The following is a 24272-nucleotide window of genomic DNA, read 5'->3' as shown; positions in this document are numbered from 1 at the left end:
GGTGCACTCTCAGTCACTCTTCCGGGGAAGTTTTATGCTGCGCCGCGTCCTGCTGCTGCTCGTCTGTCTGCTGTCCTTGAACCTGGCCCGCGCCCAGGCGCCGGCCAGCGCCGCGCCCGCGGCGCCCGAGCCGGTCGCGGTCTACCTCATCCCCACTGAAAATTTCCCCCTGCTGCTGGCGGGGAATATGGCCGCCATGCTGGGGCGCGATACCGGCTTGACCGTCAGGGCTTCGGCGGCCTTGCCGCTCGATGGCATGGCGCCGCTGCCGAATAGCGGCCAGTACGCGGCCGAGGATTTTGTCGAGAAGGTGATGCCGCTGGCGAAGACCCTGTCCGGCGTCACCGCGCAAACATTTTTCGTGGTGCTGACCACGCGCGACCTGAATACGCGCTCGCGGAATTCCCTCTATTATTTTTCCTCGCGCGCCTCGGATACGAATATGTCGGTGGTATCGATGGCCCGCTTGCTCAACTACCAGGAAGGCCTATTGATGCTGGACGTGACGGCGGCCACCCGCGTCTACAAGATGTGTAAGCGCGCCATCGGCGAGGCGCAACTGGGTTGGGTGCGCAACGACGATCCGGATGACCTGATGTTCGGCCAGGTTTCCAGCATTGCAGCGCTGGACCGCATAGGTTTGGAACATAAAGGCGGCAAGCGGACGGCGGTACCGGCCGCGCCCGAACAGCTCAGCGTCGCCACGGTGGACGGCATGCTCCACCTGAGCATTCCCGCCAGCGCGCTCACGCTTGCGGTTCCGCGCCAGGACTGGACTGTGCGCGAAAGACAGTCCGGTGACGCCGCGCGCGGCTTTTACCTGAGCGCGCAGAATGGCGCCCTGCTCATGGTCGGCAATTTTGAGAATGCTTACGGTTCCCATGGCGTGGGCCGGGCTTGGGACAATATTGAAGCCGATATCAGGGCGCGCGGCGAACCGGAACCGAGCGAGGTGAGCATCGAAAATATCGGCGGCTGGAAAACCCTCTTATTCGACCAGCGCAGTGCGAACAGTTCGTCGATGGTGGCTTACTACGTGCGCGATGGAACGTGGATCAGCCTGCGCCTGATGCTGACTAAAAACGGCAAGCCGGAGGCGCGCCGCGAAGCGCTGCGGCAGCAATTGAAAGCGCTGAAGGTGAGCGCCAAGAGCGCGGTCGGGAAAGCGCAGTAAGGGCCGGGCCACGTTGGCAGGGCCACGTTGGCTGGGCCGTGCCGGACGGCCCTTGCTGCGCTCCTTGCTGCTTGGTTTGGGAGGCCGCTCTTAGCGCACCCAGGTCGGCATGCTCAGCACATGCGACTGTTCGTAGCCTTTCGGCAGGGCGTATTCCACCTGGCCCGGCGCGCCGGCCAGCGCTTCATAGCGCACCGTGAGCTTCGACACTTTTTCGCCGGTCTGGTTGTACACGGCGGCCACCTGGCCCGAAGCCAGCATCGATGCCAGCAGGTAGTTGGAGTCGGCCGGGATGCCGCCATTGATACGTTCGCAGCCATGGTGATCGAGCTGGGTCGAGGCGGAATTCAGGATGCCCAAGGCGCGGCGCTCCAGCAGATTGCCGCGCAAGCCCATACGCTCGTTGAGCGCGTCCTGCTCGCCGTTCTGCACCAGATGCTGCAACAGGCGGCGCGACATCAGCAGCGTGGTATTGCTGCGCTCAGGCACATAGGAGATGCAGGGACGCCCCGGTTCGCGCTGCAGGTCCACATTGAAGACCAGCTTGGGCGACTGGGCCGATTGCGGCTCGACGAATTGCGGTGCTTGCAGGCACTCGGTGTCTCCCGAAACGGCGCAGCCGGCCAACGGCAGGGCAAGCAGAAGGATGGGTTGCAAATACTTCATGTTATGGCCTTTATTAATTTGCATAAGTGCGAACTTTACACCAAAAGTCTGGCATGGAGATTTATTGACTCACAATTTGCAAGGCACGTTCGAGCACGGGATCGCGGCCGGCGCGCACATCCTCCAGCGTGCTGCGCACTTCCACCTGGGGCGCAATGCCCAGGCCGACGAACTTGCCGCCATCGGGCAGCAGGTCGCGTTTGACGCAGATGCGCGCCCGGCCGCCGCCCGGCAGCGCGAAGTTCAGCGCCTGTCCGGTGCTGCCGCCGGTGGCCGTGCCGACGGTGACGCCGCGCCGCATGGCGCGGAAGGACAGCACCATATCCTCGGCGGCGGAATAGGTCTGCGGCCCGGTCAGCACGGCCACGGGCCCGGTGAACGGGTACTTCTGCGGCCGGTGGTAAGGCGCGCCGCTGCCGATGGGCAGCCAGTGGAAGTAGTTGCCGTGGTGGGTGCGCTCCACGGCGCTGTCGATGCGCGCGTAGCTGGCGGCCAGCGGAATCGGTTGTGAGCTGAGATGGCTCAGAATGCGCAAGCCGTAGCCGCCATTGCCGCCGCCGTTGTAGCGCAGGTCCAAGATCAGAGCCTTGGCCTGGATGATTTTCGGCAGCGCGTTGAGGAAGGCTTCCACGACCTCTTCATTTTCGAAGGTCCTTAGCTCGACATAAGCCACATCGCCCGCCAACATGCGGAAGCTGAACGGTGCCGGCGCTTTCCAGTCGCTCCAGCCCGAGCGCGCCACACTTTCCTCGCGCAGTACGCCATCCTTGCCGCGCAGACCAAGGCCTACCGGCTGGTCCGCCGCGCCGGCCAGCAACTGGTGGGTGTACAGGCGCGCGTCGCGGTCCTGCGGCGTGGAATAGCTGGCGAAGGGCGCGACCTTCTCCTCGGCATACTGTTTCACCGGCATGCCGTCGATGCTGACGATTTCATCGCCCACCCGCACGCGCTCGGCCAGGCTGGCGCTGAGTACCGCGCGCACATGGACCTTGCCCTCGGCCAGCGCGGTGTCCAGCGGCGGGGTGGAGAAGAATTCGGCCGTCAGTTCGCGCGGCGGATAGATATTGGTGTGGCCATCGCGCAGCAGAGGCGCCAGCTGCATCATCACGCGGTAGTACTCGCGGGTGTCGCGCGCGGCGATGACCTTGCGCAGATAGTCCATATACACCTGGTCCCAGTTCAGCGCCGGCACATTGTCGAAATGGGCGAAGCCGTGGCGCGCCTCGGCCCAGAACAGGGACAGTCCGGCCACGCGCTCTTCGATGGACAGCTCGTCCTTGTAGATCGTGGTCAGCGCCTTGGTCTGCATGGCGCGCTCCGGCGCACGGGACGTCGCCAACACGGCCTGGAAGCGCGGTTCGTCGCGCAGGCTGGCGAAGTCCGGATTCTCGCGCAGGGCGCGGCGCAACTGCGGCAGCCAGAGCAGGGTCTGCGTCTCTTCCAACGCGGCCAGGGCTTCATCCTTACGGCCCAGACGCGCCAGCACGCCGGCGCGCGCCAGTTGCAGGTTGATGCGCTCGTTGAGCAGGGCGGGCGCGCCGTTCATGCGCTCGCGATTGGCGTCCAGCCAGGCCAGGCCCGTGTCGAGCTGGCGCGCGGATTCCTGCAGATCGGCGGTGCTGGCGTTCGGGCCGCGCAGGTGAGCGCTGGCGCTGCGCATCTCGCTCAATTGCGCGCTGCTGGTGATCGGGAACTGGCTCTGGTCCGCGGCGAGGGCGGGCAGGGCAAGGCAGAGGGTGATGCTGAGACGCAGCGCCAGATTGGCGGGGTGCAGGGACATGGTCGTGTAAGCGGGCCGGAAAAAGGCGCAGCTTACACGATGCAAGTAAGATGAAATCCTCGCTTTGTCACAAGCGAGGAAAGCTTCTAGCGGTAGGTATATCAGCGGCGCAGGGCCAGCGCGGTGCCGGCGGCGCGGCCGCGTGCTTGCGCGCCGCTGCCGGCGCTGGCACCATCGACCTTGAACACGCTGACCACTTCTTCCAGCGCGGCGGCCTGGTCCTGCATGGCGCCGGCGGCGGCGGCGGCTTCTTCCACCAGGGCGGCATTTTGCTGGGTCACTTCGTCCATCTGCGCCACGGCCTGGTTGATTTGCTCGATGCCCGAGCTTTGCTCTTCGCCGGCAGCCATGATCTCGGCCATGATGTCAGTCACGCGGCTGACGCTGGAGACGATTTCGTCCATCGTGGAACCGGCCTTGTCGACCAGGGCGGCGCCCGCGTCCACATTGTCCACCGAGGCCGAGATCAGCTCCTTGATTTCCTTGGCGGCGGCGGCCGAACGCTGCGCCAGGTTACGCACCTCGGAAGCCACCACGGCGAAGCCGCGGCCCTGTTCACCGGCGCGCGCCGCTTCCACGGCGGCGTTCAGCGCCAGGATATTGGTCTGGAAGGCGATGCCGTCGATGACCGAGATGATGTCCACGATGCGCTTGGACGATTCGTTGATGGCGCCCATGGTTTCCACCACTTGCGACACGATCTGGCCGCCTTTCACGGCGACGTCGGAAGCCGAGACGGCCAGCTGGTTGGCCTGGCGCGCGTTGTCGGCGTTCTGGCGCACGGTGGACGTCAGTTCTTCCAGCGAGGACGCGGTTTCTTCCAGGCTCGATGCCTGCTGTTCGGTGCGGCTCGACAGGTCCATATTGCCGTCGGCGATTTCGGTGCTGGCCTGGGCGATGGCGCTGCTGCCTTCACGCACGCTGCGCACGGTGCCCGACAGCTGCTGCTGCATCTTGGCCAGGCCGGTCAGCAGCAGGCCCATTTCGTCCTGGCGCTTGATTTCGATGCGGTCGGCCAGATTGCCGGCGGCCATCTGGTCGAAGTGGCCCAGCAGCTGGCGCAGCGGATGCATGATGGCCTTCATCAGGGTGATGCCCGAGATTACCATCAGGATCGCGCCGAAGATGATGCCGCCCAGGGAAATCTGGACCAGGGTTTCGTACAGCTTCTGGCTGTGCTTATAGTTCTCTTCGGCCGCCTTGAGCTGGAACTCGTCGAGTTTTTCCGAGCTGGCGTTGAAGCCGCGGTAGAGAATGGTCATCTTTTTCGAGGCCAGTTCGTCGACCAGTTCGGCATTGCCTTGCGACAGAGCCTTGCCCAGTGCCAGCAAGCCTTCGTTGACGTACTGCTTGCGCTTTTCATCCAGGTCGCTGGAGAGCGCCTTCTCTTCGGCTGCCTGGGGCAGGGCCAGGTAGCGCTGCCAGCTCTTGTCGGCTTCGGCGATATATTCTTCCGAGCGTTTGATCAGATTCGCGGTATCGGGCGCATCGGGATGGAAGACCACGCGGTCCAGCGTGAAGCGGGCGCGGTTCAGCGAATTCTTGGCATTGCCGATGGCGATGCTCGACACCAGCTGGTTCGAGTACACATCGTTCAGCGCCAGGTTGATCGACTTCATGCCGTACATGCCGAGGCCACCGATGGACAGGATCAGCAGTCCCAGGAAAGCGAGAGTGGCAATAAGGCGTGTGCGTATGGATAGTTTATTCAACATCATTGATTCCGTTCGATTGTGTGGCGGCTCCAGCGGAGGGAGCGCAGTTCAGAGGGCGATGCGGAAAAAGGTGCTCGCATCGCTGCGGTCTTCGCTGCGCTTCAGTGGGGTAGTAGGAAAGGCCGCGCGCGTACTTTTGCTGATGTGAATTGAAAAGTACATTTATGTAGCGAAGACCGACAGTCTATCATGAAAGTTTCCATCTGGCAATTACTTGGCCAGATTTTTCGGACTTTCGGTTGTTGCAAAGCGGCAAAAAAACACAGACCAACAGTATCAGCGGAAGTCTTCCGCCACCAGCTTATATTTCTGCAGCTTGTGATACAGGGTTTGCTTGGGCAGGCCGAGCGCGGCGCAGGCCTCGGCCACATTGCCTTTGCTGCGGCGCAGTTCCAGCTCGATCAGCGCGCGCTCGAACGCGTTCACCTGCTCGGCCAGCGGCAGCGCTTCGGCGCCGGCGCTGGCCGTCAGCGGGCCGTCGCCGCCCGTCAGTCCCAGCACGAAGCGGTCGGCCACATTGCGCAGCTCGCGCACATTGCCGGGCCAGCCGTGCGCCATCAGCGCCTGCATCTGCGCGGCCGACACCATCGGCGCGGCGCGCTGGTAGCGCCCGGCCGCATCGAGCACGAAGTGTTCGAACAGCAGCGGGATGTCCTCGCGCCGTTCGCGCAGCGGCGGCAAATTCAGCACGATCAGGTTGAGGCGGTAATACAGGTCGCTGCGGAAGCGGCCCTGGTCCGACATCTCTTTGAGGTCGCCCTTGGCCGCCGCGATCACGCGCACATTGACGGGCACCGGCTGGTTCGATCCCAGCCTCTCGATATAGCGCTCCTGCAGCACGCGCAGCATCTTCACCTGCAAGGGCAGTGGCAGGCTTTCGATCTCGTCGAGGAAGAGGGAACCGCGCTCGGCGTGTTCGATCTTGCCCACCTGGCGCTTGGCCGCGCTGGTGAAGGCGCCCGCCTCGTGGCCGAACAATTCGCTCTCGAAGATATGCTCGGGCACCGCGCCGCAGTTGATGGCGACGAAGTTGTGCTTGCCGCGTTCGCTGAACTGATGCAGGCAGCGCGCCACCATCTCCTTGCCGGTGCCGGTTTCGCCGTAGATCAGCACATCGGCGGGCTGGCCCGCCACCTCCAATATCACGCGGCGCAGCGCTTGCATGGCGGGCGAATTGCCCAGCAGCGTGGCGTCGATGCCTTCGCTGTGTTCCAGCTTGCGGCGCAACGTGTGCACTTCCAGCTGCAGGGCGCGCGTTTCGGCGGCGCGGCGCACCACCTCGGCCAGTTGTTCGGACGAGTAGGGTTTTTCGATGAAGTCGTAAGCGCCATCCTGCATCGCTTGCACCGCCATGGCGATGTCGCCGTGGCCCGTCACCAGGATCACGGGCAGGCCGGGATCGGCCGCCTTCACGGTCGACAGCAACTCCAGGCCGCTCATGCCGGGCAGGCGCACGTCCGTCACCAGCACGGCGGGATAATCGGCTATCAGCAGTTCGGCGGCCGGCTCGGCGCGGTCGAAGCTGCGCACCTCGAAGCCGGCCAGGTCCAGCGCCTGCGCGCTGCCTTCCAGAACGGTGGGGTCGTCTTCGACCAAGATGATTTGTATGCCCTTCATCACGCTGTCTCCTGCTGTGCTGTTTTTAGTTCGATCACGAAGCGCGCGCCTTCTTCCACCTCGTCCGCCTTCAGCAGGCCGCCGAATTCCCGCACGATCTGTTCGGAAATCGCCAGGCCCAGTCCCAGCCCCTGTCCCTGGGGCTTGGTGGTGTAAAAGGGTTCGAACAGGCGCGCGCGCGCCTCGTCCGTCAGACCGGGGCCGGTGTCGGCCACCCGTATCACCACGCGCTCCTTGTCGCTGTACACATCGAGCGTCAGGCGCCGGCGCGCGCTGCCGGCCATGGAGTCGAGCGCATTGGTCAAGAGGTTGAGCAGCACCTGCTCCAGCCGGTTGCTGTCGCACAGCGCGTACACATCCTCGTTGCTGATATGCAGGCGGAACTCCACCTTGTCCAGCTCCAGCCGGCGCTCGATCAGCACCAGCGCGTTTTGCACCGCCGTATGCACCGAGACCGCGCTCAAGCCCGTATTCGACTTGCGCGCAAAGATCTTCAGCTTGCCGGTGATGCCGCCCATGCGCGCCACGATCTGCGAGATGCGCTGCAGATTGGCCTTCACCTCGTCCATGCGGCCGCGCTCGAACAGGATCACGGCATTGTCCGACATGGTGCGCAGCGCCGTCAGCGGCTGGTTCAATTCATGCGTGATGCTGGCCGACATCTGGCCCAGCACCGCCATTTTACCGGCCTGGAACAGCTCATTCTGCGTCAGGTGCAGCAACTGCTCGGCTTTGCGCCGCACCTCGATTTCCTCGCTCAGGCTCTTGGTGATCAGGTTCAGGCTGGAGGTGCGCTCGGCCACCATCGCTTCCAGGTTGTTGTAGGCGTTCTGCAGGTCAGCCTTGGCCTGCAGGCGCTGGGCCACGCTGCGCTGGCGCTGGCGCACATACAGGAAGAGCATCAGCAGGAAGCCGAAAGCCACGCAGCTGAACACCGCCGCCGCCTGCGCGTTGGCGCGCGCCTGGCCCAGGTCGGAAAGATAAATGAATTGCCAATTGCGTGGCGCCAGCGAGCGCGTTTGCGCCAGCATGCGCGCCGGGCCGGGGAAGCGTACCGGATCGCCGGGGCGGCGGATGGCCACGATGCGGGTGCCGTCGTCGCGCATGCTCTCGTGCGCGAAGTCGAGCGGCTCCAGCGGATAGGAATGGTATTGCCGGGTTGTCTGCAGATGCTCGCGCACGGCGCCGGCCAGCGGTGCCAGCGTCTTGTATTTCCAGGCCGGCACGGAGGTGAGGAAGACCACGCCATTGGCGTCCGTCAGCATGACCTGGTCGCTGCCTTGCGCCCAGTCGCGCTGCTGCGATTCGATGTTCACCTTGACCGTTGCCACGCCCAGCATGCGGCCGTTCAGGTAGATGCCATGGGCGAAGAAGTAGCCCGGCTCCAGGCGGGTGGTGCCCACGCCATAGAAGCCGCCGGGCGCGCCGCGCAGGGCGTCCTGCACATAGGGGCGGAAGGAAACGTTATCGCCGATGAAGCTGTCGCTGCTGCGCCAGTTGCTGGTCGCCTGCGTCACGCCTTGCAGATTGACGATGTAGATGGTGCGCGAACCGGCTTGCCGGTTGACGCGCTCCAGGTATTCGTTGACGCTGCGCCGCAGCGCCGGATTGTCCGGGTCTTGCAGCAGCGCGATCACGTCCTTGTTGAGTTCCAGCAGGCGTGGCAGGAACTCGTATTTGTCGAGCAGATTGTCCAGGCTCTTGGCGTAGACATCGAGCCGCTGCGCGCCGTTGACGCGCAGCCGCTCGATGCTGACTCTTTCGGTCCACCAGTAAGCCAGCCAGGCCGTCCCGACGCCGGCCGCAATGGCCAGCAGCCAGCCCGCGACCCGCGCAGCGGACCAGCGCGCGCGCGCAATGGCAGGCGCGCCGCGGGACTGCTCCGCAGCGGTATCGGGCATGGCTGGGCTCCTAGGCTTTTACTGCAACTATGCCGCCTCAGAACACGTGGCGCAAGCCCAGATTGAAGGCCGCGTTGCCGCTGCCGCTTTCGGTGGCGTTGCCGATGGTGAAAGCGGCACCATTGCGATTATTGACATGGCCGTAGGAGGTGTACACGTCGGTGCGCGGCGAGAACGCGTAGGCATAGCCGACGGCGTACTGCTTGGCGTCCTGGTTCACGTTGCTGCGGTCATTGTGCAGGATGGCCGACACGGCCACGCGGTGTGGACCCTGGTCGAAAGCCACGCCCAGCAGGGTGTCGCGGCTGTTGGCGCCGCCGATGGCGCGGTTGGCCGCTTGCGCGCCGTGCAGGGTGAACTGGCCGACCTTGTAGCTGGCGCCCAGGATGGTGTTGCGCGCGAAGTCCTTGCCGGTTTCGTCTTCGCGGCGGTTGTGCGCCAGCGCCACGTTCACCGGACCGTTGGCGTAGTTCACCATGCCGCTCATGACGCGGTTCTTCTTGCTGTCGCCCGCCACTTCGCCGAAGCCGTAGGCGAATTCGCCGGAGAAGGGACCGGTTTGCGGCGCCTGGTAGCTCACCGAATTACTCATGCGGAAATTGCCCACCATGATATTGCCGGCGGCGCCAGCGAAGCCGTCGCCGAACGGATCGGCGATATCGCGGATCACCTTGTAGTAAGGCGAGTACTGGCGGCCCATGGTCAGGGTGCCGAACTTGCCGGTCAGGCCGACCCAGGACTGGCGGCCGAAGGTCAGGCCACCCTGGCCGGACGTGCCGTTGTCCATATTGATGCCGCTTTCGACGGTGAAGATGGCAGCCATGCCGCCACCCAGGTCTTCCTTGCCTTTGAAGCCGAGGCGGGAGCCGGAACCGACGCCGGAGCTGATGATGCTTTTGCTGCCGGTCGGGCCGCCGGTCTCGCGCGAGAAGCCGACATCGGCCACGCCGTAGACGGTGATATTCGATTCGGCGTAAGCGGCGGAGCAGCTGAGGGCGAGCAGGGTCAGGGCAAACTTCTTCATTGAATTCTCCTTATGTATTGTTGTAGGTATGTTTTAAGCGGCACGCACGTAGGAAGCGTCCTGCGCGTGTTCGTCCTGTTCTGGGGCGTCGCCGAGGGCGCCTTCCCATTTCGCCACGACTGCGGTGGCGATCGCATTGCCCACGGCATTGGTGGCGGAACGCCCCATGTCGAGGAACTGGTCCACGCCCATCAGCAGCAGCAAGCCCGCTTCGGGAATGTGGAATTGGTTGAGGGTGGCGGCAATCACCACCAGCGAGGCGCGCGGCACGCCGGCCATGCCCTTCGAAGTCAGCATCAGCAGCAGCAGCATGGTGATCTGGGTGCCCATCGACAGTTCGATGCCGTAGGCCTGGGCGATGAACAGCACGGCGAAGGTGCAGTACATCATCGAGCCGTCCAGGTTGAAGGAATAGCCCATCGGCAGCACGAAGCTGGAGATGCGGCGCTGCACGCCGAATTTGTCGAGGGAGATCAGCAGCTTCGGATAGGCCGCTTCGGAGGAAGCGGTGGAGAAGGCCAGCAGGAAAGGCTCGCGGATCAGGCCGAGCAGCTTGAACACGCGCGGGCCGATGATGACGAAGCCGGCGGCGATCAGCAGCGCCCACAGGCAGAACAGGCCCAGATAGAAGCCGCCCATGAATTTGGCGAAGGTGGCCAGGATGCCCAGGCCATTGGTGGTCACGACGGACGCCATGGCGGCGAACACGGCCAGCGGGGCCAGTTTCATGATGGCGCCGGTGATGTGCAGCATGACTTGCGCCAGCTCGTCAATCATGCCGCTCAGGCGGCGGCCGGACTCGCCCAGCGCCGCCAGCGCGGAGCCGAAGAAGATGGAGAACACCAGCACTTGCAGGATCTCGTTATTGGCCATGGCCTCGATCGGCGACTTCGGCACCACGTGGGTGATGAAGTCCTTCAGCGTGAAGGCCGAGGTTTTCAGGCCGGTGGTCGCGTCGACGGCCGGCAGCGGCAGGCCCAGGTTGGTGCCCAGCTGCATCAGGTTCGACAGGAACATGCCCAGGGCCAGCGAGACCAGGGAGGCGATGATGAACCAGCCGAAAGCCTTGGCGCCGATGCGGCCGGCAGCCTTGCCGTCAGCCAGGTTGGCGATGCCGGAAGCCAGGGTGGAGAACACCAGCAGCGCGATGATCATCTTAATCAGGCGCAGGAACACATCGGTCACGAGGGAGATGTGGGCGGAAATATCGCTGGCGATCTTCTTGTCGGGGAAGACCGTATGGCAGGCATAGCCGACGGCAATGCCGAGCAGCATCGCAATCAGGATGTATAGGGTGAGGGGGCGTTTTTTTGTCATCTCCAGGTCTCCGGTTTTATATAGGTCCGAATCGCGGCGGGCTGCCGCAAAGTGAGTCCTAAATAGCAAGTGTTGTGCCTGCTCGGAGGGAAATTGGAAATTGGACGTAACTACTTGTTTACAAAGAATTTACTCCTTTAATTGCATTGCCTTGCGGCATCTTCGTTATGAGATGTTGGAATGGCTTGCGGGGCGGCGTCCAAGTTTCCGGACGGCGGCGCGGCGGCTTATTTCCCTGCGGTAATCGTGCGGCAGGAATTTCAATGGGTAAAGGTCGCGGCTTTAGTAAATGCTGTATTCCTGCGGTCAGCGGCGATAATGGTGGTTCAAGCAAAAAACCTCACCCTTCAAATTTATGAGTACAGTTGTGTTCACAGTTTCCGATGTCATCCGCAATTTCGATGGCGTCACCTATGCCCGTGGCCGTGATTACCTGCAACGAGGAAAGATACGCGAGGTGGCGCTGCGCGACGGCGTTCTGGCGGGCGTCGTGAGCGGCAGCGGCAATCAGCTATACCGGCAAACGGTCAAATTGACTTTGGGGCAGCAAGGTCTTGGTTTTGATGGCAGGTGCAGCTGCCCGATGGAATACAACTGCAAGCATGTGGTGGCCGTTCTATTGCGTCATGCAACTGAGCTTGACGCCGCCGGGCCGGGCGTGAACGGACTCTCGCCAATTATGGAATTCTGGCTGCAGCGTGTGGGCCAGGTGGCCGGCGCCGCGCCAGCGCCCGGTCCGGCGCCGGGCAAGACCGCCTATCGGCTGATTTACGTCCTGCTGACGAACGAAGCATCGGGCCGCGCTGAGCTGTGCCTGTGCAAAGCGCGCCTGCGCGCCGATGGCAGCATCGGGGCGGCCAGTCGCTTGAGCGAGATGTATTCGCTGCTGCATTACCCGCCTGCCTATGTGCAGGTAGACGATACCTACTTTCTCAACTTGTTTTGCGCTCTGCGCCGGGGGAGCGAATATGGCGCGGCGGTCGCCGAGCCGACAGGCCGCCTGGGGGCGCAAGTGCTGTTGGAACTGGCGCGGGAGCAGCGCCTGTTCCAAACCGCCGCGCGCAGCGATTTGAAAACCGGCGCCATGCAATTACTCGGCTGTGGCCCGCTGCGGCCAGGCGTGCTGGCCTGGACCCAGCGGCCGGAATCGGCGGGAACGGTTCGCTTGGATTGGCAGTTTGCCGATGGCGCACCGTTAAGGGACTGGCTACCGACGACGCCACCGCTCTACGTGCAGGACGGCCAGATCGGGGAAGTGGGCTTGCCAGCCGCCTTGCAGTCCTTGCCGATGCAGGCCTTGCGCGAGCTGGTGGTGCAAGCGCCGCCCTTGTCTGAGTCGGAGGCCGCCGCCTTCCTGTCTGCATCGATGGCGCGCGGACTGGCGCATGTGCTGCCGCCGCCGCCGGCCGCGCAACAGCGCGTGCGCCGCGATATCCTGCCCCGTCCGATCCTGCGGCTAGGGAGTTGGGCGCCCGGCACAGGCAGCGGCGCCGATTTTGCCGCCTTGGTTTTCGACTACGATGGCCTGCGCGCCAGCGGCGATGCGAGCCAGGCCTTGCAACGCGTGGCCGGCAAGGCCATCGAGAGCATCGAACGGCATCGCGCCGCCGAAGAGGCCGCCGCCCAGTTGCTGGCGGGCCTGGGTTTCGGCGCGCACCGCGCAGCGCAGATGCAGGGTGTGCCGCATGCCCTCCAGCTGGATACGCAGGACGCCTGGCTGCACCTGCACCAGCAGGAGTTGCCGGCGCTGCGTGCGCTGGGCTGGCTGGTGGAAATGGAGGCCGGCTATCGCTATGACGTACAGCCGGTCGAGGAATGGTACGCCGATCTGGAGGAGAGCAATTCGTCCTGGTTCGAGCTGGAATTGGGCATCATGGTGCAAGGGCGGCGCGTCGCCCTGCTGCCGTTGCTGCTGGCGGCGATCCGCCAGGCGCCGCAGGATTTCGACCCGTCGGCATTGGCCGCCCATGCCGACGAGGCGGCCCTGTTGCTGCACCTGACAGACGGCAAGGCAGTGGCTTTGCCCTGGGCCCGCGTCAAACCCATCCTGCTCACGCTGGGCGAACTGTATTTCATGGAGCGTATCGGCCCCTCCTTGCGCCTGTCCAGCCTTGATGCGGCCAGGCTGGCCGAGCTGGAGGCGGGCGTGCAGCCGCGCTGGCTAGGCGGCGAACGCTTGCGCGAGATGGGGCGCCGTCTGGCCGCCTTCAATGGCATGGACGCGGTGGCGCCGCCAGCCGGCCTGCAAGCGGGCTTGCGCCCCTATCAGAGCGAAGGCCTGGCCTGGATGCAGTTCCTGCGCGCCTATGGCTTGGCCGGCATCCTGGCCGATGATATGGGGCTAGGCAAGACCATCCAGACGCTGGCCCACATCCTGCTTGAAAAGGAGGCGGGCCGGCTGGATGCGCCGGCCTTGGTGGTGGCGCCCACCAGCCTGCTGGGCAACTGGCAGGCCGAAGCGGCCCGTTTTGCGCCGGGCTTGCGTGTGCTGGTGCTGCATGGCAGCGAGCGTAGCCAACGTTTCGCCGATATAGGCCAGCACGACTTGGTGCTGACCTCCTACGCCCTGTTGCCGCGTGACGAGGAGGTGTTGCGCCAGCAGTGCTTCCATCTGCTGATCCTGGACGAGTCGCAGTACATCAAGAATAGCCGCAGCAAGGCGGCGCAGACCGCCGTCCTGCTGCAGGCCCGGCATCGGCTATGCTTGACGGGAACGCCGCTGCAAAACCACTTGGGCGAATTGTGGGCGCAATTCCACTTCCTGCTGCCTGGATTGCTGGGCGAGGAGAAACAATTCAATACTGCCTTTCGCAAGCCGATCGAAAAACAGGGCGACCAGGGACGCAACGCCTTCCTGCAGCGCCGCGTCAAGCCCTTCCTGCTGCGCCGGACCAAGGACGCCGTCGCCACCGAATTGCCGCCCAAGACCGAGATGCGGCGCGACGTGGAGCTGGGCGGGGCGCAGCGCGATCTGTATGAAACGGTGCGTCTGGCCATGGACCGCAAGGTGCGCGCCGAAATCGACAAGAAAGGCATCGCGCGCAGCCAGATCGTGATCCTGGAAGCCTTGCTCAAGCTGCGCCAGGTGTGTTGCGATCCGCGCCTGGTGGCCATGGCGGGACGGCGCAAGAGCAGCGCGCCCTCGGCCAAGCTGAACGAGCTGACCGGCATGCTGGAGGAATTGCTGGCAGAGGGGCGGCGCATCCTGGTGTTTTCGCAATTTACCAGCATGCTGGAGCTGATCGAAGCCGAATTGACGCAGCGCGGGATCGCCTACGCCCTGCTGACCGGCGAGACCAAGGACCGTAGCACCCAGGTTGCCCGCTTCCAGTAGGGCGCTGTGCCGGTCTTCCTGATCAGCTTGAAGGCCGGCGGCGTGGGCCTGAATCTGACGGCCGCCGACACGGTCATCCACTATGACCCCTGGTGGAATCCCGCCGTGGAAGACCAGGCCAGCGACCGCGCCTGGCGCATTGGCCAGGACAAGCCGGTGTTTGTGTACAAGCTGATCGCCAAAGGCACGGTGGAAGAAAAAATCCAGGAGCTGCAGGGAAGGAAAGCGCAACTGGCCGCCGCCCTCCTGGCTGAAGGCGCGCTGCAGGCACTGCATATCACGCAGGAAGACCTGCAGGCCATATTGGCGCCGCTGTGAGCCGCTTCACCGTCGGGACGTATTGGAATTATTCGGTTAAGCTACTTCCTTACCGGGAATTAATGAGCAGGAGTGTCGTATATGCGTTTGAAGCAGGTCACATTGAACAACTATCGTTGTTTTCAACATTTGGAAGTCAATCTGCATCCGCGTCTGACCGTGTTCGTTGGTGAGAATGGCGCAGGGAAGACGGCGATATTGGACGGGATTGCCGCAGTGCTTACGCCGGTTCTGTCGCAGCTGTCCTCGGCCAATCAACGGCTCTCAGGGCCGGGGATCAAGGATAGCGATTTTCGGGCCGAACCCTGGACCGACCGTACGGGCCGGGAACGTTGGGGCGTTGCAGATTTTAGCCAGGTGATAGCCGAGGCGGACGATGGCCTGAAATGGGACTATTGGAAGCCTTCAGCCGCTGGCAAGGAGCCGCCTGAGAAGTTTGGACAGGCCGATCTCAAGCATCGCTTGCAGCGCGTGATTGACAGCTATCGTTCTTCCGCTCCGGAATTGACGCCGGTGCTGGCTTATTATGGCGCACAACGCGGCTATATCAAGGTTCCGGAGCGGTTGCGCGGGGCCAAGCAAGCTTATGACCATCCTGCGTCGGCATTGATCGGCGCATTGGACGCCCGCAGTGATTTCAGAGAAATGCTGGACTGGTTTGATGTGGAAGAGGCGGCAGAACTACGAGCTAACAAGGGAATTGCTAGCTCGGCATTTCAGGAATCGCGTGCCTTGGCTGCGGTACGCGCCTCGATTGTGGGACTACTGGGAGGCGCATTCCATAATCCCTACTTTAACAAAGACCATAAATTCGTGCTGGAGCGGGAGAAAGGTGGTGCACCGCTGCTGGTAAGCCAACTGAGCCAGGGTTATCAGAGCATGCTGGCGCTGGCCATGGATTTCTCCCGCCGCCTTGCCATTGCCAACGGACATTTGCCGAATGCCGAGCAGACTGGGCAGCTTGCGCCCGCGATGCGGGCTCCGGGCATCATGCTGGTCGATGAAATTGATTTGCATTTGCATCCCTCGTGGCAGCAACGGGTACTCGATGACTTGATGCGTAGTTTTCCTGAAACGCAATTCATTGTTACGACACATAGTCCGCAGGTGCTTACGGCAGTGCCGTCGGAATGTATCCGCATTTTGCGGGAGGGCGCGGCATACGCCGCACCGGCAGGAACCGAGGGCGCGGAACCTGGGCGCGTTTTGAAAACGGTGTTGGGATTGAAGCAAACCCGGCCTCCGGGTAATGAGGCGACGCACGAACTGCTGGAGTATCTGGCTTTGGTGGATCAGGATCGATGGCAAAGTCCAAGGGCTCTGGAGTTGCGCCAGAGACTTGATAAGCGCTACCAGGGAAATGAGCCGGAACTACTGGAGGCCGACCTGCGTATCGAGAACCGGAAATGGGAGTTGAGCGCTTGAAGCGTATTGCCAGCAGCAGCGAACCCAGTACTCTGATGACGTATCGGCAGGCGGTGCCGGGTGGGACATGGGAGGCAATGAGAAACGACCCATATTTCGGGGGAATGGCCGCGTATGAGAATGTGCGCGCTCAAGTTCTTCTCGATCAGGGAGGGATTTGTGCCTACTGCGAGGTCGATATCAGCGCGCATGATCCTTTGAAACAATGCCGTGTTGAACATTTTCACCCTAAGTCAGATATATCGGCTGCGCATAATTGGGCGCTGGACTGGCAAAACCTACTCGCTGTTTGTGCCGGAGGTTCATATCGCTATGCTGAGGCGCCGCATGCGCTGGCGCCAATTGAGGAAAACCTCAGTTGCGATGCGCACAAGGATAGAATGATCCAACGCGGCAAGCTGCAGTTGGTGTGCGATGGTTGGATTCTTCACCCAGCAGCCTTACCTGCTTCTCCGAGTCTGTTCCTGATCGAGAAATGGAATGGTAATCTAGCGCCAGATGCCGCAAATTGCGCGGCCAGTTTGCCTATCACAGGCAACCGGCACGCGGATGTGCTATCGCTGGTACAGCACACAATCGATATGCTTAACTTGAATTGCGAGCGCCTATGCCAGGCCAGATTGCGCATCGTGCGCGATATTGAGCACAACAAAAAGAAACAACGCCTGGCAGGCTTTTCACCTACCGATGGCATGGCCAATCTGGCGCAGCACTACTTGCGCCAGAAATGGCCTGCTTTTTTCACCACTATTCGCTTATGCTTGGGTACCGCCGCTGACAGCTATTTGGCTGGCGTTGGCTATCAAGGCTGAATTAGCGGTTCAATTGCCGATGCGCCGTTCGGATGCCGGATCGAAGAGCACGGCCTTGGACAGGTCGAAAGCCAGGTTTAGGCGCTGTCCCGCCTCAGCCCCGGCGCGGGGATGGGTGCGGCAGGTGGCGCGCACGCCGTTGAACCAGGCGAAGGCCAGGGTGTCGGGGCCGGTCGGCTCGGTCATCTCGATGGCGCAGGAGACTTCGGCCGGGTGGTAATCCCCGCTCGCTTCGGCGCGGCGCGCGCTTAGCGCGTCGGTCAGGTGCTCGGGGCGGATGCCGAGGATCAGCTCACGCCCCAGCCACTGCTGGAAATGGACTGCGGCTGGATGGCCGGCCGGCAGCGGCAGCAGGGTGGTCGCGCCCTCGTGCTCCAGGGCGAAGGCGGCGCCAGCGCCGTGGCTGACCAATTGTCCGCGCAGGAAATTCATCGAGGGCGAGCCGATGAAACCGGCCACGTAGAGATTGTCCGGCTGGTCGTAAATCTGCTGCGGGCTGCCGAATTGCTGCACCACGCCGTCGCGCATGACGGCGATGCGGTCGCCCAGGGTCATGGCTTCGATCTGGTCGTGCGTCACGTAGACGATGGTCGCGCCCAGGCGCTGGTGCAGCAGCTTGATCTCGGCGCGCACTTCCACGCGCAGCTTGGCGTCCAGGTTCGACAGCGGTTCGTCGAACAGGAACAGGGCAGGATCGCGCGCGATGGCGCGGCCCATGGCCACGCGCTGGCGCTGGCCGCCCGACAGCATGGCCGGCTTGCGGTCGAGCAGATGGCTGATCTGCAGGGTCTCGGCCACGCGTCCCACGATCTGCGCCTGCTCGGCCTTCGGCACCTTGCGGATGCCCAGGCCGAAGCAGATATTCTCGCGCACCGTCATCGTGGGGTAGAGCGCATATGACTGGAACACCATGGCGATGTCGCGCTCCTTGGGCGGAATGCCGTTCACCACGCGTTCGCCGATGCGGATCTCGCCCTGCGAGATATTCTCCAGCCCCGCGATCATGTTCAGCAGGGTTGACTTGCCGCAGCCGGAGCCGCCCACCAGGATCAGGAACTGGCCGTCCTCGATATCGAGGTCGATGCCCTTCAGGATTTCCGCGCCGTTCGGATAGGTCTTGCGCACATTACGGATCGATAAGCTTGCCATGTCAGTCTCCTTAACCTTTGACTGCGCCCGCCGTCAGGCCGCGCACGAAGTATTTGCCGGCGATCAGGTAGATCGCCAGGGTGGGCAGGGCGGCAATGATGGCCGCCGCCATATTCACGTTGTATTCGGTCACGCCGGTGGAGGTGTTGACCAGATTGTTCAGCGCCACCGTGACCGGTTGCGCGTCGGCGCCGCCGAACACCACGCCGAACAGGAAGTCGTTCCAGATCTGCGTGAACTGCCAGATGAAGCAGACCATGAAGATGGGCAGCGACAGCGGGAAGATGATGCGGCGGTAAATCATGAAGAAGCCGGCGCCGTCGATGCGCGCGGCGTTCACCAGTTCCTCCGGCACGGTCACGTAGTAGTTGCGGAAGAACAGGGTGGTGAAGGCGATGCCGTAGATGATGTGCACGATCACCAGGCCGCTGGTGGTATTGGCCAGTTCGGCCATGCCCAGCAGGCGCGCCATCGGCAGGATCACCACCTGGAAGGGGATGAAGCAGCCCACCATCAGCGCCGTGAACACCACGTTATGGCCGGGGAAGCGCCAGTGCGCCAGCACATAGCCATTGAGGGAGCCGATCAGCGAGGAGATCAGCACGGCCGGCACGGCCATCGTCACCGAGTTCCAGAAGTAGGGGCGCAAGCCTTCGCAGCGCACGCCGGTGCAAGCGGTGGACCAGGCCTTGTTCCAGGCGTCCAGAGTGGGATGCAGGGGCAGGTCGAGCAGGTTGCCGCCACGGATCTGGTCCAGGGTCTTGACCGAGGTGCTCAGCATCACGTACAGCGGCGCCAGATAGTAGAGCGCGACCAGCACCAGCAGGGTGTAGATGGCGATGCGGCCCGGTGTCAGGCGCGGCGCATCATGCAGTTCAGCGGCCATGGCGCGCTCCTTTCGTTTCCAGATACATCAGCGGCACCAGCACGGCCAGCACGGTGGCCAGCATCATCATGGCCGACGCCGCGCCCAGGCCCAGTTGACCGCGCGTGAACGAGAACTGGTACATGAAAATGGCTGGCACGTCGGACGAGGTGCCGGGGCCGCCCGCGGTCAGCGCCATCACCAGGTCGAAGCTCTTGATGGCGATATGCGAGAGCACCAGCAGCACGCTGAAAAACACGGGGCGCAGCGAGGGGATCACGATGCGGCGGTAAATCGTCGGCAGGCTGGCGCCGTCGACCATGGCGGCCTTGATGATGCTGTCGTCCACGCTGCGCAGGCCGGCAAGGAACAGGGCCATGACGAAGCCGGACGATTGCCAGACGCCGGCGATCACCACGGTGTAAATCGCCATATCGGAATTGACCAGCCAGTCGAAGGTAAAGCCGGTGAAGCCCCAGTCGTGCATCAGCTTTTCCAGTCCCAGGCCGGGATTGAGTATCCACTTCCAGGCCGCGCCGGTGACGATGAAGGATAGCGCCATCGGATACAGGTAGATGGCGCGCAGCGCGCCTTCGTGGCGGATGCGCTGGTCGAGCAGGATCGCCATGCCCAGGCCGATGGCCAGGCAAAGCGCGATGAACAGGCCGCCGAACAGACCGAGATTGGCGGCGGCAACCCACCAGCGGTCGATCTCGAACAGGCGCTCATACTGCACCAGTCCGGCGAATTCGAAATTCGGCATCATGCGCGACTCGGTCAGCGACAGCCAGGCCGTCAGGCCGATGAAGCCGTAGACGAAGACCAGTGAGGCGATGATGGTGGGAGAGAGCACCAGGCGTGGCAGCCAGGTATCGGCCAACGCGCCGAGGCGGTTGCTGGCGGGGCGCGTTTCGACGGCGGCGGGAGCCTGCGGCACGATGGCTGCGTGCGGCGGGGATAGGAATGAGGCGGACATACGAAAATCTCCGGCAAGGCGGGCTGCAGCGCATTCCGCGCCGCAGCCTGTTTCAGTCTTACATGGTTTTGGCGGCTTTCGCCAGGGCTTGCACCGCCGCTTGCGGCGTCATGTTCGAGTTCATGAATTTGGCCACCACGTCCTGGATCGCGCCCGCCTTGGCGGTGTCGATGGCCATGCCGTGGGCGAAGCTCGGCACCAGGCCTCCGCCCTGGCTGGTGGCAGCCATATCGTCCATCGATTTGGTGGCGCAGGCGTCGAACTTGGCGCGCGAGACGCCGGCGCGGACCGGAATCGACCCCTTGTTCAGGTTGAACACTTCCTGGAACTCGGGACTGAGTACGGCGTTGGCCAGCGTCAGCTGTGCCTTCTGCTCCTCGGCGCTCTTCATCTTGAACATGGTCAGCGAGTCGACATTGAAGGTGAAGGCTTTCTCGGTGCCCGGCGCGGCCAGGCACAGGAAGTCCTTGCCCGCCACCTTGCCGGCCGAGGTGAACTCACCCTTGGCCCAATCGCCCATGAACTGCATGCCGGCCTTGCCGTTGATGACCATGGCAGTCGCCAGGTTCCAGTCGCGGCCTGCCGCGTCCTTGTCGATATAGGTCTTGATGCGTGCCAGGTTCTCGAAGGCTTTCAGCATGGTGGGGCTGGTCAGCGCGCCTTGGTCCAGCTGCACGATGGCTTTCTTGTAGAAGTCCGCGCCGCCCGTGCCCAGCACCACGGATTCGAACACGGTGGCGTCCTGCCAGGGCTGGCCGCCGTGGGCGATGGCCGTCAGGCCGGCTTTCTTGATCTTCTCGGCCGCGTCGAAGAATTCGGCGAAATTGGTGGGCGGCTTGGCGCCGGCTTTTTTCAGCACCTCGGGATTGACCCACAGCCAATTCACGCGGTGCACATTGACCGGCACCGCCACGTAATGACCCTTGTATTTCATCACGCTGTTGACCACGGGTGGCAGGCTGGCTTCCCACTTGCCTTCGGCGGCTGCGGCGTCGATGTTCGCCAGCACGCCTTCCTGGCCCCATTCCTGGATGGCTGGGCCCTTGATCTGGGCGGCGGTCGGCGCATTGCCTGCCATGACGCGCGCCTTCAGCGCGGTGGCCGCGTTCTCGCCGCCGCCACCGGCCACGGCGAAGTCCTTCCATGCCACGCCTTTGGCCTCCATCATTTTTTTCAGTTCGGCGGCCGACTTGGCTTCGCCGCCCGACGTCCAGTAATGCAGCACTTCCACTTGCGGCGCGGCGTGGGCAGCGCTGGCGGACAGCAGGGCGGCGGCCATGGCGCCCAGGGTAATGGTATTCAGTTTCATGCTTGTCTCCTTATCTGTATTGGATTACCACCAGGCTTCCAGTTGCAGGCCGACCGAGGTGCCGCTGGTCTTGTCGCCATACACCGGACCACCGTTATTGAAGGCGTTGACCGATTTCTTGGCCGCGTCGTTCCATTTGCCGTAGCTGACGAAGGCGCGCAGCTCGGGGCGCGACCAGTAATCCTCGCCCACGGTAATGGTCGGTGCGATGGTCAGCTTGGTCAGGCGCTGGGTGCCGGGGCTCATATCGGTTTTCAGCTGGGTCACGCCGAGTTCCGCCTGTAGCTTGAAGTTCTGGTGGAAGGCGTAGACCGGGCGCGTGCCGACCGTAGTCCAGGTGGACTTGCCGTTCTTGTCGGACTTGTCGCGCTGGTAAAGCGCCACGAATTCCATGCTGAATTCGCGCGTCGGCTGGATCACGATATCGTCGAACACGCGCAGGCGGGTCACGTCGGAATCGAGCAGGGTGCTACCGGATGGACCCATGCGCGCGCAGCAAGGGCCGTCAATGCCGGTGCCGGGACCGACGCCATACTGCACGCCGAAGGTATTGCCGCCGCCCAGCACCTTGGCCTGGCGGTGGAACAAGGACACCTGCCAGCCGTTGTGGCGCACATTGTCCTTGCCCTCGGCCTTGATCAGCGAGGTGGCGATGTCCAGCGTGCCGTTGCTGTTGACGGGCAGGCCTTCGTAGACGAAGTTCTGGCGCAGGGCCGAGCTGGAATCGTCGTACTTGCCGGTGACGGGATCGAATTTATTGAAGTCGTCGTCCTTAAAGAAGGCCACGCTCAATTTGCCGGGGCCGAGGGGCAGGGCGTCCACGCCGCCGCCGGTGCCGTTCATATTGATGTACTGCATATCCAGCATGTGGATGTCGGGACGGTAGTAGTGGCGCTTGCCGGCCCAGATGATGCCGCCGTTCATGAAGGGCAGGTTCTTGGCTTCGACATAGGCTTTGGCGATGCCCAGTTTGGCGTCGCCGAAGTCGGAGCTGTTCTTGTAGGCGTCGGCCCAGATGGTGGCGACGAAGCTGGCGCCGTTGGCCGATTTCGCCACTTCCTTGGTGTAGCCGAATTCGGCGAAGCTGTCGCACTCGTTGCCGAGGCGGAAGGACATGGTGATGCCGCCCAGGCCAAAGCAGCTCTGGCGGCCGCCCGACGAGGCCGAGCCGCCGCCGGCGCGCATATAGCCGTGGAAGCCTTCCGTTTCGTGGTCGCCGGCCTGGGCGGCGCCGCAGGCGAGGGCCATGGCCAGAGCGGCGGGCAGGGTTTGCCGGATGAGGTGTTTCATCGTGCTTGTCTCCTTGGTTGTGGTTTTTTTGTACTTTTACTACTGTGAGGAGGACAGTAGCACCGCCAAAAATGTGACACCAACAGACCGGCTCTCCGGCCGTGGGACGATGTTAAGTGATTGATTTTTATGAAATCAGGCGAAATCGCCGCGCGCCGCGCGCTAACAAAACTTTACAAAGCCTTAAGCGGGGTGCCGGCGCGTGCAGTAATACTTCGCAACAAAACCATACGTTTTATTGCAAAAAGGTTCAGTTGCTAACCAACGATGGCGCGGAGACTTGGGGTATAGTCCGAGTGCCAATAAAGACGGAAAGCCCAAAGAGGCGGGACAACAGGATGGAGACATGGTAAAGACGCTGCGCAGGATACTGGCGCTGGCCTGCCTTGCCGCGGCAAGCGGCGCGCATGCGCAGGGGGAATCGCTGCAGGTACTGCACTGGTGGAAGTCGGCCAGCGAACGCAAGGCGGTGGACTTGATCGCGGCCCGCCTGCAGGAAGAAAACATCGGCTGGAGCGACAGCATGATCCCCAATGGCTCCGGCGTGGGCGCGGGCATCGTGCTGCGCAGCCGCATCCTGGCCAAGGATGCGCCCGAAGTGGCCCAGGTCAACGGCATCGTGATCCGCGACTGGGCGCGCCTGAATCTGCTGCTTGACCTGGACGCGGTGGCCGCCGCCGGCAAATGGGACCGGCTGCTGCAGCCCACCGCCGCCGCCGTGATCCAGTCCGACGGCCATGTTTACGCCGCGCCGATCGGCATCCATCGCATCAATATGCTGTTCTACAACCGTAAGCTGTTCGCCCGCGTCAATCTGCCGGTGCCGGAAACCTGGGCCGACTTCGAGCGCGCCGCCGCCAAGCTGCGCCAGGCCGGCATCGTGCCGCTGGCGCAAAGCAGCGAGCCGTGGCAAGTCACCACCCTGTTCGAAACCCTGGTGCTGTCGGAAGGCGTGCGCTTCTACCGCGAGCTGTTCGAGAGGCGCGATGCCGCCGCCTACGCCGACGCGCGTCTGGCCTCGGCGCTGAAGCGCCTGCGCGGCTTGAAGAAATGGATGGCCAATCCCGTCGCCGAGCGCCCCTGGGACGAGACCGTGCGCGACCTGAGTGACGGCACCGCCGCCATGATGGTGATGGGCGATTGGGCCAAGGGCGAGCTGCAGGCGCGCGGCATGGTGCTGGACGAAGGCTTCGGCTGCAGCGCTGTGCCGGGTACGGCCAACTACCATCTCTACAATGTGGATACGCTGAGCATGATCGCCACGCGCGATCCGCACCGCCCGGCCCAGGAAAAGCTGGCGGCGCTGATTCTTTCGCCCGCGATCCAGGCCGACTACAATCAGATCAAGGGTTCGATTCCCGTGCTGCGCAATCCGAACCTGGCGAAGATGGATGGCTGCGCGCGCGCCTCCTACAAGCTGTTCGCCAGCGGGCCGGAAGCCCAGGTGCCCAGCCTGGTGCACCGCATGGCGACCGAGGAAATCGTGCGCGACGCCATGGTCAGCGAAGTGCACCGCTTTTTCCTCGACGATAACGTTACCGTGGCCGACGCCCAGCGCCGCCTGGGCACCATCGCGCGCACCTTCACCAAGAACCGATAG

16 protein-coding genes and 1 pseudogene are annotated in these 24272 nt (G+C 63.3%); 5 read left to right on the top strand and 12 right to left on the bottom strand.

What is annotated here, in order from left to right; genetic code table 11:
* Positions 1 to 34: 34 nt before the first annotated feature.
* A complete protein-coding gene (locus tag FHS03_RS08645; RefSeq protein ID WP_183440610.1) occupies positions 35 to 1174 on the top strand; it encodes a hypothetical protein in 1140 nt (379 codons plus the stop codon).
* Positions 1175 to 1264: 90 nt separating this feature from the next.
* Here the strand turns inward: FHS03_RS08645 and FHS03_RS08640 are convergent, their stop codons facing one another.
* From FHS03_RS08640 to FHS03_RS08610, 7 genes are all read right to left on the bottom strand, one after another.
* Complete coding sequence (locus FHS03_RS08640) at positions 1265 to 1840, bottom strand: hypothetical protein (RefSeq protein ID WP_183440609.1); 576 nt, start codon at positions 1838 to 1840, stop codon at positions 1265 to 1267.
* A 61-nt stretch (positions 1841 to 1901) separates the two neighbouring features.
* Complete coding sequence (locus tag FHS03_RS08635; RefSeq protein WP_183440608.1) at positions 1902 to 3620, bottom strand: S41 family peptidase; 1719 nt, start codon at positions 3618 to 3620, stop codon at positions 1902 to 1904.
* A 101-nt stretch (positions 3621 to 3721) separates the two neighbouring features.
* Positions 3722 to 5338, bottom strand: a complete 1617-nt coding sequence (locus FHS03_RS28530; protein ID WP_221208086.1) for a methyl-accepting chemotaxis protein — start codon at positions 5336 to 5338, stop codon at positions 3722 to 3724.
* 273 nt (positions 5339 to 5611) lie between these two features.
* Complete coding sequence (locus FHS03_RS08625; protein WP_183440607.1) at positions 5612 to 6952, bottom strand: sigma-54-dependent transcriptional regulator; 1341 nt, start codon at positions 6950 to 6952, stop codon at positions 5612 to 5614.
* Positions 6952 to 8853 (bottom strand): sensor histidine kinase, encoded by a 1902-nt coding sequence (locus FHS03_RS08620; protein ID WP_183440606.1) that lies wholly within the window; start codon positions 8851 to 8853, stop codon positions 6952 to 6954. The genes FHS03_RS08625 and FHS03_RS08620 overlap by 1 nt, the downstream gene beginning before the upstream one ends.
* A 37-nt stretch (positions 8854 to 8890) precedes the next feature.
* Positions 8891 to 9877: a porin gene (locus FHS03_RS08615; RefSeq protein ID WP_183440605.1), complete on the bottom strand. Its 987-nt coding sequence runs from the start codon at positions 9875 to 9877 to the stop codon at positions 8891 to 8893.
* A gap of 33 nt (positions 9878 to 9910) precedes the next feature.
* A complete protein-coding gene (locus FHS03_RS08610; RefSeq protein WP_183440604.1) occupies positions 9911 to 11194 on the bottom strand; it encodes a dicarboxylate/amino acid:cation symporter in 1284 nt (427 codons plus the stop codon).
* A gap of 355 nt (positions 11195 to 11549) precedes the next feature.
* Here FHS03_RS08610 and FHS03_RS08605 point away from each other — a divergent pair.
* The 3 genes and pseudogenes from FHS03_RS08605 to FHS03_RS08595 all read left to right on the top strand — a co-directional run bounded on the left by FHS03_RS08605 (position 11550) and on the right by FHS03_RS08595 (position 17083).
* Positions 11550 to 14846 (top strand): annotated as a pseudogene (locus FHS03_RS08605) (DEAD/DEAH box helicase).
* A gap of 81 nt (positions 14847 to 14927) precedes the next feature.
* Positions 14928 to 16271: an AAA family ATPase gene (locus tag FHS03_RS08600; RefSeq protein WP_183440603.1), complete on the top strand. Its 1344-nt coding sequence runs from the start codon at positions 14928 to 14930 to the stop codon at positions 16269 to 16271.
* Positions 16268 to 17083, top strand: coding sequence for a retron system putative HNH endonuclease (locus FHS03_RS08595; protein WP_183440602.1), 816 nt, complete (start codon positions 16268 to 16270; stop codon positions 17081 to 17083). The genes FHS03_RS08600 and FHS03_RS08595 overlap by 4 nt, the downstream gene beginning before the upstream one ends.
* A gap of 9 nt (positions 17084 to 17092) precedes the next feature.
* Here the strand turns inward: FHS03_RS08595 and FHS03_RS08590 are convergent, their stop codons facing one another.
* The 5 genes from FHS03_RS08590 to FHS03_RS08570 are packed head-to-tail and all read right to left on the bottom strand — an operon-like array spanning position 17093 to position 22672.
* Positions 17093 to 18232: an ABC transporter ATP-binding protein gene (locus tag FHS03_RS08590; protein ID WP_183440601.1), complete on the bottom strand. Its 1140-nt coding sequence runs from the start codon at positions 18230 to 18232 to the stop codon at positions 17093 to 17095.
* Positions 18233 to 18242: 10 nt separating this feature from the next.
* Positions 18243 to 19118, bottom strand: a complete 876-nt coding sequence (locus FHS03_RS08585; protein WP_183440600.1) for a carbohydrate ABC transporter permease — start codon at positions 19116 to 19118, stop codon at positions 18243 to 18245.
* Positions 19108 to 20073 (bottom strand): carbohydrate ABC transporter permease, encoded by a 966-nt coding sequence (locus FHS03_RS08580; protein WP_183440599.1) that lies wholly within the window; start codon positions 20071 to 20073, stop codon positions 19108 to 19110. The genes FHS03_RS08585 and FHS03_RS08580 overlap by 11 nt, the downstream gene beginning before the upstream one ends.
* Before the next feature lie 58 nt (positions 20074 to 20131).
* A complete protein-coding gene (locus FHS03_RS08575; protein WP_183440598.1) occupies positions 20132 to 21382 on the bottom strand; it encodes an ABC transporter substrate-binding protein in 1251 nt (416 codons plus the stop codon).
* Positions 21383 to 21406: 24 nt separating this feature from the next.
* Complete coding sequence (locus FHS03_RS08570) at positions 21407 to 22672, bottom strand: maltoporin (protein ID WP_183440597.1); 1266 nt, start codon at positions 22670 to 22672, stop codon at positions 21407 to 21409.
* A 346-nt stretch (positions 22673 to 23018) separates the two neighbouring features.
* Between FHS03_RS08570 and FHS03_RS08565 the strand changes: the two genes are divergently transcribed.
* On the top strand, positions 23019 to 24272 hold the full coding sequence (locus FHS03_RS08565) for an ABC transporter substrate-binding protein (RefSeq protein ID WP_183440596.1): 1254 nt from the start codon (positions 23019 to 23021) through the stop codon (positions 24270 to 24272).

The sequence above is a fragment of the Pseudoduganella violacea genome, assembly GCF_014191875.1.
GTDB classification, from domain to species: Bacteria; Pseudomonadota; Gammaproteobacteria; order Burkholderiales; family Burkholderiaceae_D; genus Rugamonas; species Rugamonas violacea_A.
Note: the sequence above shows the minus strand (reverse complement) of the source record. Positions and strands in the feature narration are given on the sequence as shown.

Bases quoted from the DNA above. Each gene is read 5' to 3' on its own strand.
- FHS03_RS08570 (WP_183440597.1), bottom strand. From the start codon at position 22,672: ATGAAACACCTCATCCGGCAAACCCTGCCCGCCGCTCTGGCCATGGCC.
- FHS03_RS08635 (WP_183440608.1), bottom strand. From the start codon at position 3,620: ATGTCCCTGCACCCCGCCAATCTGGCGCTGCGTCTCAGCATCACCCTC.
- FHS03_RS28530 (WP_221208086.1), bottom strand. From the start codon at position 5,338: ATGATGTTGAATAAACTATCCATACGCACACGCCTTATTGCCACTCTC.
- FHS03_RS08610 (WP_183440604.1), bottom strand. From the start codon at position 11,194: ATGACAAAAAAACGCCCCCTCACCCTATACATCCTGATTGCGATGCTG.
- FHS03_RS08625 (WP_183440607.1), bottom strand. From the start codon at position 6,952: ATGAAGGGCATACAAATCATCTTGGTCGAAGACGACCCCACCGTTCTG.
- FHS03_RS08585 (WP_183440600.1), bottom strand. From the start codon at position 19,118: ATGGCCGCTGAACTGCATGATGCGCCGCGCCTGACACCGGGCCGCATC.
- FHS03_RS08640 (WP_183440609.1), bottom strand. From the start codon at position 1,840: ATGAAGTATTTGCAACCCATCCTTCTGCTTGCCCTGCCGTTGGCCGGC.
- FHS03_RS08600 (WP_183440603.1), top strand. From the start codon at position 14,928: ATGCGTTTGAAGCAGGTCACATTGAACAACTATCGTTGTTTTCAACAT.
- FHS03_RS08580 (WP_183440599.1), bottom strand. From the start codon at position 20,073: ATGTCCGCCTCATTCCTATCCCCGCCGCACGCAGCCATCGTGCCGCAG.
- FHS03_RS08575 (WP_183440598.1), bottom strand. From the start codon at position 21,382: ATGAAACTGAATACCATTACCCTGGGCGCCATGGCCGCCGCCCTGCTG.
- FHS03_RS08645 (WP_183440610.1), top strand. From the start codon at position 35: ATGCTGCGCCGCGTCCTGCTGCTGCTCGTCTGTCTGCTGTCCTTGAAC.
- FHS03_RS08615 (WP_183440605.1), bottom strand. From the start codon at position 9,877: ATGAAGAAGTTTGCCCTGACCCTGCTCGCCCTCAGCTGCTCCGCCGCT.
- FHS03_RS08590 (WP_183440601.1), bottom strand. From the start codon at position 18,232: ATGGCAAGCTTATCGATCCGTAATGTGCGCAAGACCTATCCGAACGGC.
- FHS03_RS08565 (WP_183440596.1), top strand. From the start codon at position 23,019: ATGGTAAAGACGCTGCGCAGGATACTGGCGCTGGCCTGCCTTGCCGCG.
- FHS03_RS08620 (WP_183440606.1), bottom strand. From the start codon at position 8,853: ATGCCCGATACCGCTGCGGAGCAGTCCCGCGGCGCGCCTGCCATTGCG.